15 protein-coding genes and 3 pseudogenes are annotated in these 18,199 nt (G+C 64.5%); 9 read left to right on the top strand and 9 right to left on the bottom strand.

Annotation, left to right across the window (positions count from 1 at the left end; translation table 11 throughout):
* Positions 1–202: 202 nt before the first annotated feature.
* Entirely contained in the window at positions 203–1,087 is an 885-nt protein-coding gene (locus WJ542_RS13695) for a slipin family protein (protein ID WP_411189788.1), read from the top strand.
* Positions 1,088–1,316: 229 nt separating this feature from the next.
* Positions 1,317–2,630, top strand: coding sequence for a cation:proton antiporter (locus WJ542_RS13690; RefSeq protein WP_111484466.1), 1,314 nt, complete (start codon positions 1,317–1,319; stop codon positions 2,628–2,630).
* 116 nt (positions 2,631–2,746) lie between these two features.
* On the opposite strand, the pseudogene WJ542_RS13685 reads toward WJ542_RS13690, so the two are convergent.
* Both WJ542_RS13685 and WJ542_RS13680 read right to left on the bottom strand, forming a co-directional pair.
* Positions 2,747–2,917 (bottom strand): annotated as a pseudogene (locus WJ542_RS13685) (PIN domain-containing protein); the annotation flags it as partial.
* On the bottom strand, positions 2,904–3,137 hold the full coding sequence (locus tag WJ542_RS13680) for an AbrB/MazE/SpoVT family DNA-binding domain-containing protein (protein WP_411189787.1): 234 nt from the start codon (positions 3,135–3,137) through the stop codon (positions 2,904–2,906). The gene WJ542_RS13680 and the pseudogene WJ542_RS13685, both read right to left, overlap by 14 nt.
* Before the next feature lie 522 nt (positions 3,138–3,659).
* On the opposite strand from WJ542_RS13680, the gene WJ542_RS13675 reads away from it, so the two are divergent.
* Positions 3,660–3,872, top strand: coding sequence for a hypothetical protein (locus WJ542_RS13675; protein WP_411189786.1), 213 nt, complete (start codon positions 3,660–3,662; stop codon positions 3,870–3,872).
* Between the two features lie 191 nt (positions 3,873–4,063).
* On the opposite strand, the pseudogene WJ542_RS13670 reads toward WJ542_RS13675, so the two are convergent.
* Positions 4,064–6,423: pseudogene (locus WJ542_RS13670) on the bottom strand (hybrid sensor histidine kinase/response regulator).
* A gap of 165 nt (positions 6,424–6,588) precedes the next feature.
* Between WJ542_RS13670 and WJ542_RS13665 the strand changes: the two are divergent.
* Positions 6,589–6,978: a response regulator gene (locus tag WJ542_RS13665; protein WP_411189785.1), complete on the top strand. Its 390-nt coding sequence runs from the start codon at positions 6,589–6,591 to the stop codon at positions 6,976–6,978.
* A gap of 271 nt (positions 6,979–7,249) precedes the next feature.
* Here the strand turns inward: WJ542_RS13665 and WJ542_RS13660 are convergent, their stop codons facing one another.
* On the bottom strand, positions 7,250–7,774 hold the full coding sequence (locus WJ542_RS13660) for a Dps family protein (protein WP_411189784.1): 525 nt from the start codon (positions 7,772–7,774) through the stop codon (positions 7,250–7,252).
* Positions 7,775–8,076: 302 nt separating this feature from the next.
* Here WJ542_RS13660 and WJ542_RS13655 point away from each other — a divergent pair.
* The 4 genes and pseudogenes from WJ542_RS13655 to WJ542_RS13640 form a co-directional block, all read left to right on the top strand.
* Positions 8,077–8,886, top strand: a pseudogene (locus tag WJ542_RS13655) (IS30 family transposase); the annotation flags it as partial.
* Between the two features lie 910 nt (positions 8,887–9,796).
* Complete coding sequence (locus WJ542_RS13650; RefSeq protein ID WP_411189783.1) at positions 9,797–10,243, top strand: hypothetical protein; 447 nt, start codon at positions 9,797–9,799, stop codon at positions 10,241–10,243.
* A 9-nt stretch (positions 10,244–10,252) separates the two neighbouring features.
* Positions 10,253–10,957, top strand: a complete 705-nt coding sequence (locus WJ542_RS13645) for a nucleotide-binding protein (protein ID WP_411189782.1) — start codon at positions 10,253–10,255, stop codon at positions 10,955–10,957.
* The gene (locus WJ542_RS13640; RefSeq protein ID WP_411189781.1) at positions 10,950–11,657 is read left to right on the top strand and encodes a hypothetical protein; all 708 of its coding nucleotides are present in this window, start codon (positions 10,950–10,952) and stop codon (positions 11,655–11,657) included. The genes WJ542_RS13645 and WJ542_RS13640 overlap by 8 nt, the downstream gene beginning before the upstream one ends.
* 82 nt (positions 11,658–11,739) lie before the next feature.
* Here WJ542_RS13640 and WJ542_RS13635 read toward each other — a convergent pair whose 3' ends face one another.
* The 5 genes from WJ542_RS13635 to WJ542_RS13615 form a co-directional block, all read right to left on the bottom strand.
* Positions 11,740–11,937, bottom strand: coding sequence for a DUF6900 domain-containing protein (locus tag WJ542_RS13635; RefSeq protein WP_411189780.1), 198 nt, complete (start codon positions 11,935–11,937; stop codon positions 11,740–11,742).
* 151 nt (positions 11,938–12,088) lie between these two features.
* Positions 12,089–12,334 (bottom strand): hypothetical protein, encoded by a 246-nt coding sequence (locus tag WJ542_RS13630; protein ID WP_411189779.1) that lies wholly within the window; start codon positions 12,332–12,334, stop codon positions 12,089–12,091.
* A gap of 111 nt (positions 12,335–12,445) precedes the next feature.
* Entirely contained in the window at positions 12,446–14,734 is a 2,289-nt protein-coding gene (locus tag WJ542_RS13625; protein WP_411189778.1) for a ParB N-terminal domain-containing protein, read from the bottom strand.
* Between the two features lie 118 nt (positions 14,735–14,852).
* Positions 14,853–15,686, bottom strand: a complete 834-nt coding sequence (locus WJ542_RS13620) for a DUF932 domain-containing protein (RefSeq protein ID WP_411190564.1) — start codon at positions 15,684–15,686, stop codon at positions 14,853–14,855.
* 1,156 nt (positions 15,687–16,842) lie between these two features.
* On the bottom strand, positions 16,843–17,238 hold the full coding sequence (locus tag WJ542_RS13615; RefSeq protein ID WP_411189777.1) for an ATPase: 396 nt from the start codon (positions 17,236–17,238) through the stop codon (positions 16,843–16,845).
* Between the two features lie 516 nt (positions 17,239–17,754).
* On the opposite strand from WJ542_RS13615, the gene WJ542_RS13610 reads away from it, so the two are divergent.
* Positions 17,755–18,006 carry a hypothetical protein gene (locus WJ542_RS13610; protein ID WP_411189776.1) on the top strand — a complete coding sequence of 84 codons (252 nt, stop codon included), beginning with the start codon at positions 17,755–17,757 and terminating at the stop codon, positions 18,004–18,006.
* Positions 18,007–18,199 lie beyond the last annotated feature (193 nt).

Below are 18,199 nucleotides of genomic sequence, written 5' to 3'. Positions count from 1 at the left end.
CGCGGGAGTGCCCGCGGCGAAAGCATGTCCGTGCGGAACCCGGTACGGCAACGTACCGACCTTGATGCACCGGCGAGATAGGCTGTGGCGAATACCTTGAGTTTGCGATTTCAGGGTTCCTGCGATGCCGTTGTGACCGCAATGCTGTTCCGGTTGACGTCGCCGGCTTCCATCGTCCACAACAAGATTGGGGTTAGCTACCATGAGTCCGATTACCTTGTTCCTGTCCGCTGTATTCATTCTGGCCGGCGTTGCAGCCGGCCAATGGATCAATCTCTATCTGGCGCCTCCGTTGATCGTCATCGGCATATTGATCGCACTGTCCGTCAAGGTCGCCAATGTATGGGAGAAGTTCGTGATCCTCAGACTCGGCAAGCTGCAGAGTGTCAAGGGCGCCGGATTTTTCATGATCGTTCCGATTCTGGATCACGTGGTGGCGATCATCGACGAGCGTATTCAGACCACGGCCTTCAACGCAGAGCAGGCGCTGACGAAGGATACGGTGCCGGTCAACGTCGATGCGATCATCTTCTGGCATGTGCAGGACGCGCAAAGGGCGGCGCTTGCGATTACCGACTATCGACAGGCGATCGATCGCGTGGCCCAGACCACGCTGCGCGAACTGATCGGCTCGTCGATGCTCGCCACACTCCTGTCGGATCGGACCATGGCGGATGTGCATCTGCGCGAGGAGATTGGCGGCAAGACGGCCGCATGGGGCATTGCGGTCGGTTCCGTGGAAATTCGTGATGTCGCGATTCCGGTTGCGCTGCAGGACGCGATGTCCCGTCAGGCCCAGGCTGAGCGCGAAAAGCAGGCGCGCGTGATTCTGGGCTCGGCGGAAGCCGCGGTGGCTGCGAATTTCGTCGAGGCGGCGCGGATCTATGAAAATCAACCCGGCGCGCTGCAACTGCGCGCGATGAACATCATTTACGAAACGACCAAGGAACGTGGCGCGACGATCCTGATGCCGACCTCGATGGTCGACAGCCTGAATCCGGCGCTTGCCCTCGCAGTTGCAGGTCGCGACCTCGATGCGACTACTGCGCGCAGCACGGCGGCGACTCCGTTCAAAACCGCGGCATAGGTTCCTTTCGAACGGTACATGGCTTTGCGCGGGAATAAATCCAGACCGGACGCATGTCTGCACGTATCGTACTGATGTGGGGCCGACGGTAATTCGACGCGAAGGCGAAAATGCGGATGTCAGAATGGAGTCGAACCTTCCGCTTGCCGTCCGCCGTTCACTGCGCCGGCTTCGGTGAGCCTGAATATGGCTCGCCCGGCGAGCGTCCCTGCGATGTTGTCCGCGATCCATGTCCGATCCCATCTGGTATCTGTTGTGCGGCGTTCTGCTCATCACCATGGTGGTGGCGAGCGCGCCGCTGGCGCGTCTGCTGTTGAGCAGCGCGACGATTTATCTGGTCGCCGGTTACCTCGTCGGTCCCGGCGGACTCGGGCTGATCGTGCCGGATCCGCTGCATCACGCCGATGTGATCGGCCGGGTGGCGGAAGTGGCGCTGCTGATTTCGCTGTTTACCGTCGGGTTACGCATGGGCGTACCGATTTTCGACCGAAGATGGATCGTTCCGCTGCGCCTCGCGTTTGTCTCGATGGCGATCACGGTGGGGCTGATTGCAGCGGTCGGCATGTGGGGGCTGGGGCTGCCGTTGGGCGCGGCGGTGCTCCTCGGCGGCATTCTTGCTCCCACGGACCCCGTTCTGGCATCCGGCGTGCGGACAGAACGCGGAACGGATCCCGATCAGTTGCGTTTCAACCTTGCTGGCGAGGGGGCGTTGAACGACGGCACGGCGTATCCGTTCGTGATACTGGGCCTCGCATTGCTGTCCCGGCATGATGGCGCTTCGTTTGCTGTCTGGCGCTGGCTTGCGATAGACCTGATATGGGCGAGTGTCGGCGGGGTGCTCATCGGCGCGGGGCTCGGTGCCCTGATTGGCCGCCTTGTCGTTTATCTGCGTACGCGGCATTCGGAGGCCGTTGGTCTCGATGAGTTCCTGTCGCTCGGCCTGGTCGCCATCGCCTATGGGGCGGCGCAACTCTGCCATGCGTCCGGGTTTCTGGCCGTCTTTGCCGCCGGCCTGGCTCTTCAGCGGGTGCACGACAAACCACGGGAAGGGACTGTGTCGCTCGGCGCGGCCACGGGCTCGAAAGGGCACGCGTATGAACTAATGGCGACGCACTCGCACCATGCCAGCACGGTGATGACCGATGCGGTGCTGGGATTCAACGCTCAGCTCGAACATCTTGCCGAGCTGACGGTTGTCTTGCTGGTCGGCGCGCTTCTTCCCTATGCCACTACGTGGTACGCGTTGTGGTGGTTCATTCCGACGATGTTCGTGCTCGTGCGTCCTATCGCGGTCGCGGTCGGAACGCTCGGTGCGGCGGGTACGGGACGCGCGCGAGTGATGATTTCATGGTTCGGAATACGGGGAATCGGCTCCGTGTTTTATTTGATGTTCGCGATTCGCCATGGCATCGACCAATCCATCGCGCGGCAACTGATCACGTTGACGCTCGCGACGGTTTCGGCGTCCATTTTTGCGCACGGTATGTCGATACGACCATTGATGAAATGGTACAGGCGTCGCCCGACGCCGCCGAAGGGGTGATGCCGGTGCTTCACGCACAACGGTCACTGTGAACGCGCCTTGGTTAGCCAAACCGCTTCGCGGTTGAATTCGTCGGTGCGCACCACGCCGAGAAACTGCGCGACCTCTTCCCTGGTCATGCCGAGCTTGCGGATGCAGACGTTCGTGACCTCGTTGAGCACCTGCACGCTGATCGTCGGGGTCTGCCTAAGGAGGGATTCCGAACGGTCTGCCCGTGCTGCATCGCCCGACAGCAGGTAAAGCACAACGTTGCTGTCGGCGAAAATCCTCGTTTTACCCTCGTTCATTCGCCTCGTCCCGGCTGAACCTGAAGTCCGGTGGCAGCTTCCCGCGGAACTGGCGCAGGCGTTCGATCAACGCATCCGCGCCCGGTTTGCGACGCACGGCAAATGTGCGTGGCGCGTCGATGACGATTTCAATGTCGTCGCCTTCCCGCAGTTCCAGCGCTTCCACCAGGCTCGACGGAAGGCGTACGGCCAGGCTGTTACCCCATTTTGCGACATGCATGGCACGATCCCATGGATATACACTGGATTAGTGTATATCCATGCCGTGAAAAGGGCGGCGCGGCTGCGGGCAGCCGGTCCCCAACGAGCTGGCCCCCACCGCCGATCCGGCGCCGTCCACCTCGGACAATTTCCGATCAGGTCGATCAAGGTCGTCGCGGACGGCCCCGTCCGTGGGGCGTTCCGCCTAGGTGACCTGCGTCCCTTGGGTAACTGCCAGACAACGGCGGCCTAAGCGCGCTCAGCGCCGCCCCATTGCAGCGGTGCCAGGCCGGAGCGCGCATCGCGAGTGGCGTAGTCCCGCAGCGATGCCATGTCAGCCCGGGACATAGAATCGGCGTCCGTGGCCGGGCCGCCCGATGAATATCAGGGCCGCCGCAACCGGGCAACGCGATCTGTCGTGCAGTGCCGGTGCGGTACCGGTCCAGCGAGTGGACTGCCTGCGAGTCGGCCGCATGGCGCTGCGCCACGTTCCGACCGGCGGCGCGTCAGTCGTCACTGGCACCTGGAAAGGAGCATTGCAATGAAGAAACCTTGGACCGTAGTGCGCTTTCCAAGTGGATCGTGGAGCTATGGGGGCAAGCCTGATGATCCGGACTATGTCCGCTGTGAGATCTGGCAGATCGAGGCTGAAACTTCCAGCCCGGCCGTCGGGCTGGCACAGGCCAGGCGAAGCCGCGAGCGCAAGCGTCAGGAGCGCAGCAACGGCGCCTGGATTGTGTGCCTGACTAGGTAATTCGAGGCATCAAAAAACTGTCCTTACGACCTGTCTGTCTCGCGCATGGGCTCTCTGGCGCAGAGTCGGAGTGATCAACGGGTATCACAATGTTGCGCCAGCGGCTCGATGGAAATCGTGCGGCGGTCGTCGGCACCGAGCCCCTGGACGTCGATCCCGTATCGCGTTAACCCGACAGGGGTGGAGGGCGTTCACGTCCGCCTGCATGCCGCCAGCGCCGTCGCGAGATCGTCCGTTCCATAGGGCTTGCGGATCACCTGCCAGCCTGGAAGGGCGTCCGGCAGCGGCACTGCGTCGCCAGACGCCACAATGACCCGCAGATCGGGATGCTCGCCGGCTGCCTCGCGGGCCATGTCGAGGCCTGAGCCGTCGGGCAGATGCACGTCGGTCATGAGCACGTCGATCGGCCGGTGCGCGAAAAGTTCTTGTGCCGCCGCGACCGAGCCGACGCCGGTGGGCCGGTGCCCGAGCATTGCGAGCAGTTCACACACGGCGTCCCGGGACGGCGCATCGTCCTCGACGACCAGCACGTGCAGTCCCGTCGGTGTAGAAGGCTGCACAGACGGCGGTGATTGGCTCGACGGAATCGCCGCCAGCACGGTTCCGTCTGTACCGAGCACCTGTCTCACCTTGCGCGCCAGGTCCTCGCGGCTGTACGGCTTGCTGAGCAGTTCGACGCCCGGGTCGAGCTGGCCGCCATGAACGATCGCGTTGTGGGTGTAGCCCGACGTGAAAAGCACCTTGAGATGCGGCAGCAGCTGCAGGGCCTGACGGGCCAGTTCCGGGCTGCGCAGCGTGCCCGGCATCACCACGTCGGTGAACAGCAGGTCGACGTGTGCCCCGCTCGAGAGGACGGCAAGCGCCTGCTCGGCGTTGTTGGCCTTCAGGACGCTGTAGCCCAGTTCGATCAGGATGTCGATGACCGTCGCCTGGACGTTCAGGTCGTCCTCGACGACGAGGATGTTTCCTGTCCGCCCATCAGCGGCGTGTTGCGCCGGGGGACGGTCGCCTGCGACTCCGTCAGCGAGCGAGGCAGGTAGATGCGTACCGTGGTGCCATGACCGACTTCGCTGTAGATGCGGATGTGGCCGCCGCTCTGCTTCACGAACCCGTAAGCCATGCTCAGGCCGAGGCCCGTGCCTTCCCCTTCGGGTTTCGTCGTGAAGAACGGATCGAACGCGCGCTCGAGCACCTCCTGCGACATGCCCATGCCGGTGTCGGTGATGCCGAGCATCACGTACTGGCCCGCCGGCACGTCGGTCAGCGAGCGCACGTAGTGGTCGTCGAGCATCGCGTTGGCCAACTCGAGCGTGAGCTTGCCGCCGCCGGGCATCGCATCGCGCGCGTTGATGGCGAGGTTCAGGATGACGTTCTCGAGCTGGTGCGGATCGACCTGGGTATTCCACAGACCGCCGGCGACCACCGTTTCGACCTCGATCGTTTCGCCGAGGGCCCGGCGCAGTAGATCGTCTGCTCCTCTGACCATCGCGGCGAGATTGACCACGATCGGCCGCAGCGCCTGGCGCCGCCCGAACGCGAGCAGTTGCGACGCGAGCTTCGCGCCGCGCTCGACCGCGTCGATGGCGCCGCCGAGCCGCTCCATGCTCCAGCCGTCGTGACGGTGGCGGCTCTGCAGCAGTTCAAGGTTGCCGCGCAGCACCTGCAGCACGTTGTTGAAGTCGTGCGCGACGCCGCCGGTGAGCTTGCCGATCGCTTCCATTTTCTGCGCCTGGAAGAGCGCCGCGCGGGTCTGTTCGAGCAGCTCGTCGGCCTGGCGCTTTTCCGTGATGTCACGGGTGATCTTGGCGAAGCCGACCAGTGTGCCGTCCTCGTCGCGGATCGCGTCGATGATGACGTGCGCCCAGAACGTTGAGCCGTCACGCCGCACGCGCAGCCCTTCCGATTCGCACCGTCCTTCGCGGGCCGCGGTGTCGAGTCCCCTGGCGGGCAAGCCGGCTGCGATGTCCTCTGCGGTGTAAAAGCGCGAGAAGTGCGAGCCGATGATTTCGGCTGCCGTGTAGCCCTTGATGCGTCGTGCGCCCTGATTCCAGTTCGTGACGTCACCTTCGGGCGACAGCATGAAGATCGAGTAGTCGGTCACGCCGTCGACGAGCAGACGGAAGCGCCGCTCGCTTTCGATGACCGCTTCGTGCGCCTTGCGCTTGTCGCTGACGTCGCGCACCACCTCGACGAAGCCGTCGAGGTGTCCATTTTCGCGGAAAATGGCCGTCGTCACGACGCTGGCCCAGAAGAGGTCGCCGCCCTTGCGTCGACGCCATCCCTCGAATTCGTGCCGGCCGTGCTGACGTGCCTCGCGCAGGGCGCTCTCGGGGACGGCGCGCCGACAGTCGCCGTCGGCATAGAGTACGGAAATATGCCGACCGATTATTTCGGCACCGGGGTAGCCGTGCATGGTCTGGCCGCCGGGGTTCCAGCTCAATACGTGGCCCGAAGGCGAGACGGCAATCACAGCATGGTCGCTGGTCGATGTGGCCCAGCGTTTGAGCCATTCAAGGCTCTGTTCTTCACTCCACTCGCCGGCGTCGTGCATGGTCGGCCCCTTCAAAGGTTGTCGGCGGCTGCGCGGCACAGGATGTCAATGCCGGGCGCCGCCCGTCGGTGGGGATCAGACGATTCTAGCAGTGGGCGTCTGCAACCAGAGGCCCGGCATGCTCGTTGCTTTTTGATGCCGGCAGCATAGGCGACGGGGAACGCGATGGCACGGGTGCTGGTGGTAGACGATGAGCCGGCAATAAGAGAGTCGATGGACCTGATCCTGGGCGATCATGGTCATGAGGTGCGCACCGCATCGGACGGTCGGGAGGCGCTGGCGCAACTGCGTGGGTGGTCCCCGGAGATCATCGTCACGGACTGGATGATGCCGCACATGGGCGGCGAACAGCTGCTGGGCCGGCTGCGTAGTGTTCCAGGCTGTCGCGGGACGCCAGTCATCGTGATGAGCGCGCTTTCGCTGACCGCGCGCCCCTCGGTCACGGCCTTTCTGCGCAAGCCGTTTTCTGCGGGGCTGCTTCTCGAACTGATCGCGCGTCACACCGGGGCACCGGCGCGGCGCATGCATGCGGGGACGGGGGTTGCCGCGCGCTGAGCTGGACTGTCCGCCGTGCTGCCTCGCCCGGCACGCGTACTGTCACAATTACAAATTCCGGGCTTTATTACCGGTGCGGGTCGCCCGGTCGCGTGGCGCGGGGAAGGCTGGCGCTGCACGAAGGGCCTGCTGTGCGGCCGTCCTGACGCCGGACGGTCACGCACCGCCGCACGGACGGATCTGCCAGCGCTGACGCGCCACTCTGGATGATGCATTGCGCAGCGGCGGCGTCATGGCACCGCAACGCGTGCGCCCTCACGCGCGCGGTCGATCACCGCGTGTGTCGCGTGGTTTCGAAGAGGAACCATACGCGTTCCTCTGTCTGGTCGATCCAGTTTTCGATCAGACTGGCCGTCGCCACATCCTCCTTGTCGTCGCACAGCTGATGCAGTTCGCGCATGTATTTCACGAGCGATTCGTTGTCGCGACGCAGTTCCTCAAGCATGGCTTCCGGTTCGACGAAAGCCTCGTCGTTGTCCTTGAGGCGCTTGAGCGAGGCGATCTCCGCAATCGAGTGAAGGGTAGGGCCGCCCAGCTTGCGGGCGCGTTCGGCGACCGGGTCGACCATGGCAAAGACGAGCGCGGCCTGGTCGTCGAGCAGCAGGTGATAGTCGCGGAAGTGCGGGCCGCTCACGTGCCAGTGGAAATTCTTGGTCTTGACGAAAAGGGCGAACACGTCGGCGAGCAAACGCGTCAACCCCGCTGACACTTCCTTGCGAGCCTCTGCGCCGAGGTCCGTGGGCGTGGTCAGATTGCTCACGGGGGTGCTTTTGCGTCGGGTGCTGGTGGTTGCCATGTGACGGCTCCTTGAAGCGGAAGGGAGAGGTCAGCGCTGCATCGTCTGTGCCCGGACAGGCGAGAGAGTAGCCGCCCGGAACGTTGCGCCTGGGGTAACGGCGAGGGGGAGCGTGGACGTAGGGCAACACGTCGGGCACACGCCTCACCCGCGTAGTGCGGCCGGACATTTTCCGGACTGGCGACGCTGTATCACCCTCGCACCTGAAAAGCATAGCGATTCCTGGTGGACGAGTGCCATGTGCGGATTCAACCGGTCGATGCAACACACTAGAACCTGCGTGAGCAGCGGAGGTGTTGCAAATGAAACAGCGACCGAGGATCTATTACTCCGAGAGCCAGAAGGCACTGATGTGGGAGCGCTGGCGTAAAGGCGAAACGATTCATCAGATTGCCAAACTGTTCGATCGGGGCCACTCTTCGATACAGCGGATACTATCGGAGACCGGCGGCATCCAGCCACCGCAGAGACACCGCGCGCCGCGGACATTGACGCTCGCGGAGCGCGAGGAAATTTCCCGCTCTCTCGTGTCTGGATTGTCGATCCGGTCGATAGCGGCCAGGCTGGGACGTGCTCCGTCCACGATCAGCCGCGAGCTGCAGCGCAACGCAGGCAACCAGGGTTATCGAGCGAGTCAGGCGGACGCGCTCGCCTGGGATCGGGCACGTCGCCCGAAGGTTTGCAAATTAGTGAGAAACCAGACGCTGGCGCGAGTTGTCGCTGCAAAGCTGAAGCTGCAGTGGTCCCCTGAGCAGATTTCTGGTTGGCTCAAGCATGCCTATGCCGTCAACAAGGACCATCTGGTGTCACACGAGACGATCTACCGGAGCCTCTATATTCAAGCTCGCGGTGCCCTGAAAAAGGAATTGCTTGAACACTTGAGACGCTCTCGGGTCATGCGCCGGTCTCGCCATCACACATTGAAAACCGAAGACCGCACTAACATTCGCGACGCTGTATCGATCAGTGAACGCCCCGCCACGGCGGAGGATCGCGCAATACCCGGGCACTGGGAAGGTGACTTGCTGTTCGGCAACGCTACCAGCCAGATTGCAACCCTCGTCGAACGTCAGAGCCGATTCGTGATGCTGGTAAAAGTCGCCGGCAAGGATGTCACTGACGGCATTCGCCGCACGCAGATGTTCGAGCCCGTGCACGGGAGGGAAACGCACGCGCCCCACGCGGTGTGTGGCGTGCCGCGTGAGCATCAGTGTGGTGGCATACACGCATGGGCGCCCAAAACCGGCGCTAGCCTATCCTGCAATACAGTGTTTTCCGTGCGCTTTTTGTTGCCCGGCGTAAACGTTTTGTGCAGGGGTGTCCGCCACGGCGTAAACCTTCTGTTCAGGCCCTGAAGCATCGCGTGCGAACGACGTGTGTACGACGTGCGTACCGGCTGAGCAGAGGCGCCACTCGCGGCGCGAAACAGATGCGTATGGCGGTGCGTGAACGACTACGCGAGGGATGCGTGAACGACGTGCAAAGCGGTGCGAAGGGTCGTCCCGTGCAGCGTTGCATCCCGTGCGCACCGGATGCGCGTTGCTGTGCGTATGTGCTCGCAGCGACAGGTGAAGGCAGCGCACAACGTCAGACGTACGGGAGGGGTTGTCACGCAGCAGACGATGCGCGCGGCAGTCGTGATGGATGGTCAATGCACGGCGCAGCGACGTGCGTTGATAGTGTGCAGTCGGGCGTCGCGCACGGCAAACCGGCGAACGATGTTCGTGCGTAACACGCGTGCAAGGCGGTGCGAACGCGAGGCGTACGGCGTGCGTAGTGCTGCGATGCGTAACGGTGGTGTGTCGGTGGGTGTGTCGCGTGCGCACGACAGGCATAAAAAAGTGCGTTGTTCCCACGACGTCCCATCGCATCCCAGGCGTTCCCGTGTGCGTTTGTCACGTGGAAAAAGGCCGTTGACGTGTGCGCGTGTGATGCGCAGGATGGTGACAACGCCGTGCGTAGCAACGGTTGTGGGGCGGCTGATACGAAGGCAGATGTCAGCGTGTGCGCAGGAGGGTGACCATGCCTGTCGCGAAGGTCTATGCAAAGTCGCAATGGGAGGCGTTCGGGCGCGCACTCGATGCGCTGCCGGAAAAACCGGATGCCGAACGCGGCGTCACGTTGCGCGACGCGATGAAGGAGATGCGGGCACGCGTGCGAGCGGCGCAGGCGAAGGGCTACACGCTGGAGCAGATCGCGGAGGCGGCGAAATCGCACGGCATCGAGATCACGGCAGGCGCGCTCCGGTATGGCCTGCGCGCTGCCGCGAAGGGCGGCGCGGGCGGCGCACGCGCACCATCGGGCACGAGAGCGGCAGGGCCGGCCGCGACATCAGCGACACGTGCGCCTGACAATCCGGCGCGCACAAATCCGGTTCGCCGGGATGGGGGAAAGACCGTAACGAAACAACCCATGCCGGTACAGGGCACACTCGGATTTGCGATCCGGCCCGACACCGACGACCTGTAGGGAGTCGCGATGAACACGACAGCGGACACGGCAGTCAATCTGATCTACCTCGTTGGCGGCGGCAAGGGCGGCGTCGGTAAGAGCGTGGTTGCGCTCGCGCTGGTCGATCACCTGCAACGCAGGGGCGTGAAGGCCGTGCTGGTGGAAAACGACACGTCGAACCCGGACGTGATGCGTGCGGTCCACGACGAGATCGAGTGTGCGTCGTTCGATCTGGATACGGCGGGCGGCTGGATCGACGTGGTGAACTACTGCGATGCGCATCGCGATGCCGCCGTGGTGGTCAGTACGGCGGCGCGTAACCAGGACGGGGTCAGCCGGTACGGCGCGACGCTGGGCAGTACGCTCGGTGAACTCGGGCGGCGGCTCGTCGTGCTGTGGGTCATCAACCGGCAGCGCGACAGTCTCGAACTGCTGCGCCAGTTCAGCGAAACGTTTCCGGATGCAACGGTGCATGTCGTGCGTAACGGGCTTTACGGTGCGCCCGAACGCTTCGTGCTGTACCACGACTCGAAGTTGCGCAAGGCCATCGAGGCGAAGGGCCGGTCACTTGATTTTCCGGAACTGGCTGACCGGGTGGCGGATGATCTGCGCAGTCAGCGGCTCTCGGTGCGCAAGGCGGTAGAGACGCTGCCCATCGGGCAGCGAGCGGAACTGCTGCGCTGGCGGGCGTGCTGTGACGCGATGTTTGCGCAGGTGACGGGCCATGAGTGAGCGGCGTTCGCGGCGGGAACGGCACCCGCGTCCGGCCGATCCGCTCGTGCGGCTTTTCCTCGAAGTGAGCGGTGCGCCACCGGATGACGCCAGCCTGCTGCGCATGCGGCGCGTATCGGCGGCACTGAACCTGCGCGACAACGATGCACTGTGGTCGGTGCTGGCGGTGCTCGAATACTACGTGCGCCTCTACGAGGTGATACCGGAGCGCATCCACCAGGCGGGTGCGGGCGGCGTCGATGCCGCGCGTGCCGAAGCGCACGCGGCCACGCAGGCACTGATGGCGCAGCATCGTGAGGCGCTGGAACGCTGCAAGGAAACCATCGCCATTGCAGAGGCGATGACCGCCGAGCACCAGGCGCGCCATCGCGCGGCGCTTGCGGCGCTGAACCGCGATGCACTGGCGGCACTTACAGCCCACGCGGCGGACCGGATCGCGCAGGCAGCGGGGAACCGGCTCGTGGGCGCGACGGTAGTCGCGGCCCGCGAGCAGCGGCAACGGATCGATGCGGCGCTCGGCGCATTCGAGCGCATCGCGATGCTGCGGCTGGCGCGCGTGGGCTACGCGCTGGTGGCAGGCGCCCTGGTCATGACGCTGCTGGCAGCGGGTGCGGGCGGCGCGGCAGGGTGGTGGGCGGGTGTGCACTGGTCGCGGACGGCCTACCCTTCGGCGGTTCCGTCTCCCACGCTGCGGCGGTGACCCCGGTAGCAGGGCTGCCCGTGCCTGCGGCTCTGTTGTGCCGTGCAAGGCGCGCTGGCGGGTTCCGTGTTGAGGCTGCCTTTCATGGTGTGCCTTTCTGTGCGTGCGCGGCACCAGCGAGCCATGCGGCTTCGAGTGCCTCCCTGATGCACCATACCGCCGTGTCATGGAAGTCGAGCCGGTCGGAGCGACGGGTTTCAAGGGTTTCCAGGCCGAGGAATTTCGCAGCGATTTCGGCAAGCTGCTGGCTTGCGGCGGCGGGCAGGGTGGACGTGTTCACGGGGTTCTCCGGTCAGGTTGTCGGGGCATCATGCGCACCATTCACACGCGGTTTCACGGGAACAGCAAGTGTTTTGTCGGGGGACTGGCGGTGCATGGCCGGAAGGGCTGAGGCAGGCAAACGGCGGGCGGTTGACCCCTGCCTGCGTGGATCAGGCTATGGGAGCATCGCCTTCGATGAACGCAGCGGCGCAGCGGAGCATGTCGGCCGCCGCGTCGAACTGGTCGAAGGCGACCATCGGGCTGCCGTAACCTTCCTCGCGGGCGCGCAGCAATGCCATATCGTAGTGGCGACCGTGCTGATACTGCGTGTCGGTTGCCTCGACGGCGGTGAGAAAGAGGTCGGGGGACCCTGCGGCGTTGGCCGCGACTACGACCATGCGGATACGCTTGAACATGATGGTTTCTCCGGTTCCCGTTGGAGGATGCGCAGACGGCGGGGCGTGATGCGAATACCCTGTCGTCTGCGCGGCCCTGTGGCGGGACGATGGTGGTCCGGCGGGTTCGCGTCAGGCAGCGAGCGGGCCGGACGGCGCGGCGCCCGCGCTCCCTACGCTGTCAGCGGTCGGGAAGGGCCACGGTGACGGCCCGCTGGCGGTGGCACGCGTGCCCGGCGCGTCAGGTACATCAGGCGGCGTATCGTTGACGTGTTCCAGTCCGTTGCCGTGGCTGGTGTCGCCGTCCGCACCGGGTTCAGTCTCAGAACCGTCGCCTTCAGTCGCTTTGGGGCTGCCTGCGGAATCGGCGTGATCGCGGTCCACGCCGTCGCTGTCGTCGTCCTCATCGTCGCTGTACCGCCCTCCCCATGAGGCAGCGGCGGGAATCTCCCGGTCCGTGAAGATTTCCGGCACCCAGGTGACGGTCGCGAGGCGCAGTTCAGCGGCAGCCGCCGCGTCGGCCTTTTTCATCTTTTCGAGGTCGGCGGCGGCTTTGGGTGAGACGGCGGCGGCGACGACTTCGGCGATGCGCGCCTTGCTGACATGGTCAAAATACGTGGCGCGGGTAGGTTGCCAGTACCGGGTCATGTCGAGGTTCAGCGCGCTGGCGAGCGCGTTGATCGGGTGCGGCTTTTCTTCTGCCGCGAGGCCGTCGAGCAGGGTGCCGGTGCAGAAGGCGAGCAGATCGAGCAGGGTCGTGCCGGGGTCCTGTTCGATCAGCCAGGGCAGGAGGTCGGCCCGTTTCGCGGGCAGTTCCGCTGTCCAGCGTGCGCGTTGTGCCACGATGGCGCTCCACGCGGGGCCGCCTTCCAGGTCGGCCGCGCTCATCAGGCTGTCGTGGTTGCTGTTACCGGTGAGGGCGAGGAAGTCAGGCAGGGATGTGTGACCGAAGTGTTCGGGCAGCGCCTTCGGCGCCAGGTGACGCAGCAGCGCGGCGAGTGCAACGGCGGGCTGTGCGATCAGTTCCGCATGAACGGCGGCGGTACGGTGCGCGGTCAGGCGCTGGCAGAGTTTCGCGTTGTGAACGGGCCGGATTTTCGGTGCCTTTGCCGATACCGTTTCGTCTGCTTCGGCTTCCGGCGTGCCGGTCACGTCTGCGCCCGCTGCTTCGAGCGCGCTGGCGTTCTCGCGCCGCACGAGTCCGCGCTCGATGATGAGTTCGCCCTGCTGCCCGACGATCACGAATGCGCCCGCCTCGGCCATCTGGTGTTCGTCCCATACAAGCGCGACGCTTTCAAGGGCAATGAGCGCGGCGTTGACGCGCTCGATTTCCTCGTTGAGCCGGTCGGCTTCCTCGTAGGCGTTTTCGTCGTCCTCCGGGAGGGCTTCGAGCTTTTCCGCGAGTTCGTCCTGCTGCGCGGTGAGGGCGTCCATCTGCTGCTGCTCGTCGTCGATGTAGGGACGTTGCACCGGGCGCAGTCTGCCGTAGCGGTTCAGTTCCAGAAAGTCGCGCTCGACGCGCGTCTCGATCCAGCCCCAGCCCTCGGCGCGCACTTCCTCTGCGGCGGCGTTGAGCTTCTGCGCGACGAGGTGCTGCAACAGTTCGGCGTCGGCAATGTACCCGGCGTTTTCATCGTCGCTGAACAGGTCGCGCCTCACGTATCCGCCCGCCGCCTCATACGCGGCGAGGCCGACGAAGCGCACCAGGCGGCTGCGGCTCACGTCGATTTCGGCGCGCGTGATGGCCTGCCGCAGATAGTTAGGCTGGCGCTGCCAGTCGTTCGAGTCGAGCCATATGCGTTCCTGCGTTTCATGGTCGTCCGCGAGTGCGAGGGCCGCAAGCTGGTCAAGCGTGATGGCGTCCTCGCGCAGCAGCGCAAGCAGTTTGGATGACACGTTGGCGAGTTTCATGCGCCGCCTGACGGTAAGCGGTGAAGCGGAGAACAGCGCCGCGATGTAATCGACGCTACGCCCTTCCTCTGCGAGCATCCGGTACGCGCGCAGCACGTCGAACGGGTCGAGTTCTTCGCGTTCGCTGTTCTCGATCAGAGAAATGGCGAGGGCTTCGCCTTCACTGACGACGCGCACGGGAACCGGGTAGTCGGCGGTGATGTGCTTCTGTTTGAACAGCAGGTCGAGCGCGGCCTCGCGTCGACGGCCCCCGCATACGCCGTAGTTCTGCCGCTTGCTGCGCGAGCCCTTCATTTCGTGCACGATGAGGTTTTGCAGCAGGCCCTTGGCGCGGATGCTGGCGGCGAGAGCATCGATGCCCGACAGGGGTTTCGTGCGGACATTGAGCGGCGACGGGCGCAGGGTGGAATACGGCACGGTGACGACTGGTTGTTCATTGCCGAAACTGGTTTCGAGCGGCGAGGCGGTTGTGCCGGTGTCTGCCGTGATGGTTTGTACTTTCGCTCGCATGACTGACTCCAGAAGGTTGGAAAAAAGATCCGGGTCGGTACGGCGGAGTTGTTCAGGACCTGACCCGGAAAGGAGTCCTGAAAAAAGGTGGGCGGCGGTTGACGCCGCCCGGTGCGGGTTATGCTTTCAACTGGCGCATGGATTCAGCGAGCATCCACAGCGCGCGATTGAGCTTCACGTTCTGGTCGATGCCGGTAATCGGCCGGGTGGACATGGAGCGTCCGCTGCGCGAGCGTCCATGCAGGCCGCCTTTCGTGAGGTTTTCCTGGACCCTTTGAAACACGGTCCACAGGTCGTCGCGGCGGTCCTCGAAACGACGCGGCGCGAGCAGGCTGCTTTCGGTGATGGGGGCGGGTGCTTCGGTATCGGTCGGGTCGTAGCGCAGCGCGAGCGAGGAGCGGGCGAACGCGTGCTGTTCGTCGCGGTCGAGCGTCACGGCCTTCATGCCTTCCTTCTGCTCGCGGATCAGGTCGAAGCCGTCGAGCACATCGAACGCGCCGTTGATGACGTTCTGCACGATGTTGCCTTTGTGGGGCACGCGGATATCGCGCACGGTGTCTCCGGCGACCATGCCGTTCTGGCAGACGAACCGATAGGCACCGGCGAGCATCTGATAGCTGCTCGTGCCGTCGTGTGAATTGAGCAGGATGATCTCGTTGGCTTCTTCGCCGGTGATTTCGTCGGCGTGCCGCATGCGGATCATGTGCTTGGTGAATTCGCGGCGGTCGTCGTGACGCACGCGCGTCTGGCAGACCATGAACGGCTGGAAGCCTTCGTTGCGCAGGCCGCGCAGCACGTCGATGGTGGGAATGTAAGTGTAGCGTTCGGAGCGGCTTTCGTGCTTGCCGTCTGCGAAGATCGACGGGGCGACGCGGCGGATCTGGTCGTCCGACAGCGCCGAATCGGAGCGGAGCATCGGGGAACCGTAACGGAAGGAGGAAGCGAGTTGCATGACACTCTCCACAGCAAAAGAAGGTTGAGGGGTGTTGCGCTGACCGGGCCCCAAGATTCCGCCCGCCTTGTAGGGGTTGGGCTCATCCCGGTGGAACCCGGGGTCTGGCAGTGCTGCAGCCAGTCCCCTGAGTTCGCGCCCGTGCGACTCAAGGAGCCGATGGCCGCCCGGCGTCAAGGAAAAAGGCGAGGGAGGGGTGCGGGCAACACGGTCCCTCGCCCCTTGACGCCGGGCGGCCATCGGCTACGGTCGCGGGTGTCGGGCGGGAACTCAGGGGGCAGGCGGCTGCGAAGCTCCGGGTTTGACCGGGATGAGCCGCCGCGCGGCGAGCGCGATCGTGGGGGCCGCCTGTGCGGCCTCCACCTGACCAGGTCTTCCAGGATTAAGGGGGGCGTCAAGGGATTGATGCCCGTCAGGGCCGGGATGCTCCAGGCGGCCCGGTGCGAAGCACGAAAGCCTGGCCCGGAACGTGAGTGCAGGGAGACGTCCGGCCCGTGCGGCCACCGTCGTGTTTGCCGGTTTACAGGCAACGATGCCTTCGTTCGGGACCGTAAAACCCGGACCATTGCGGCGAGCCGCGGGCATTGCTGCGCGATGGGAATTCAGGTTCCCGTGCCATCCAGAAAGGAAGTCAAGCCTTGAAGAAATTTGCCATCCTGATGCTGTCCGCACCGGCCTTCACGATCGCGGATGCGCAGGAGATTCCGGGGGTGTCGTCCCTGTCACTGTCCGACGTTACAGTGGGAACCGGGCAGACTGGAATCCGGTCGTTCATCGGAACGGCAACCAACCGGACAGACGGACAACTGCGCTTCGCCGCGATCAGGATCAACCGTCTATGGCGGACAGGGCAATCTGCCACGGGATACGATTGCGCAGGCCAGTCACGTCGTGAGCGGCGCACGCTGGCGATTCGAGGTGCCGATCGTGTACGCTTCGACGGCCGCTTACAAGGTTGTGGAAATCGACGCGTTCTCGAGCAGGATGGCCGGAGCCTGGGCCGATGGCACCGGTCGCGAACACATGCCGGCCTATGCGGCGCGGGGTGGATAAACCGGTCCGGGCTGCCGTATGACCGGCCTGGCTGCGTCGTGGTTACGACGCAGGACAGTGCGCCGCCCCGAAGGGCGGCGCATGGATTGATTGCGATGCGCCATCAATCCTTGGTCGGTGCGATCATGGACTGGAGCAGTTCGATGACACCGGGTTCGACAAATACAAAGGGCTGTGTCTCTTCAGCTACGCCGCTGAATATTCTGGCGAACACCCGACGCTTCAAATGTGCCACCCGGCCTGTCCGGTGTGCCTGCCCGGGTTTCACGCGCTCGCTGTGCGCAGACAGGCCGCTGTGTTGCGGGTCGCACTCGACCAGCGCCACATAGTCCTCGTCTGCCAGCTTCTGGTGCTCGGGGCAAAGCCCCCAGCCAGTCGCCGTATACCGCTCGAGATTGGGCCGCACTCGCAACTCCAGCAGGATGTTGCCGGTCTCGAAGGCGCAGCCACAGACCACGCAGATATGCTGTTCGATTGAGACGTACGATTTCTCGCTCATGACGATCTCCGGTTGAAAGGGCGGAATTGCCCGGGACCGTCTTCAACACGGCGCAGCGCAGGCTGTCAGGGGGCAAAGCCGGCCGTGGCCGCAAGCGCCGCAGGCGCGCAGCCCTTGACGGCGAGCACGCCGTGATACCGTGCAGGGAACAGCAAGACCGCACTCCCGATACCGTTTGCGCGGCTTCCGGCCGTTCGCAGGTGCGCAGCACGGGCACGTCCGTCAGGGTCAAAGCGCTGTCCGCTTCTGCTGGCGGTGCACGACGGCTGCGTCGGCCGGCCGATTGTGCGTCGGACAGCCAATCCTGCCTCGCAGATGACGTTCGCAGGATAGATGCGGCATCCGTTGTCGACTGTGTTCGCGGCGGTGGCGTGCGTTGACGAGGCGGGTGGCGTTCGGCACGCTGAACCGAAGCCGGTGAGGCGCGCCAGATATAAAAAGGAATCCATAACGGTACGTGCCTCACACCGGAAACGATGTAAACATGGGTCTTCGTCAACGGTATGGAGAGACACCATGGATACAACCGAAATGAAAGCCTGGTCGGCCCTTTGCGACAGTACCGAAGCCAACGAAACGACCCCGTTCGATGCGGTGGCAATCATCGTCGAAAGCGGGGTGCCTGGCGACGATGCCGCCGGGATGACCGAACGCTGGTCGACGCAGGGCGGCCATCGCATCCGCGTAACCACGGGCGGTCTCTGGACGTGGGATTTCGGTCCGGACGGTCAGGGCTACGGGGCGCGGCAGGCCAATGGCGGGACATGACGTCGCCGCCCCGGAAGGCGCGATCGCGCCGCGGTTACTGCGCGGCCGGGTTCCGCGCTGATCTCGCCGTCGAGGCCGCATGCTGTCCCTGCGTGTCTGGCAGGACCGGCTGACGGTTGCAGGATGCCGCTAACGGCGCCACCAGCGGTTACGGCAGTGAGCATGTCCGACCGGCTGCGTTGCCGCTGCGGTT

Origin of the sequence: Paraburkholderia yinzeri (assembly GCF_046581065.1) — a bacterium.
Classification (GTDB): Bacteria; Pseudomonadota; Gammaproteobacteria; order Burkholderiales; family Burkholderiaceae; genus Paraburkholderia.
This window is presented reverse-complemented; position numbering and strand designations above follow the sequence as displayed.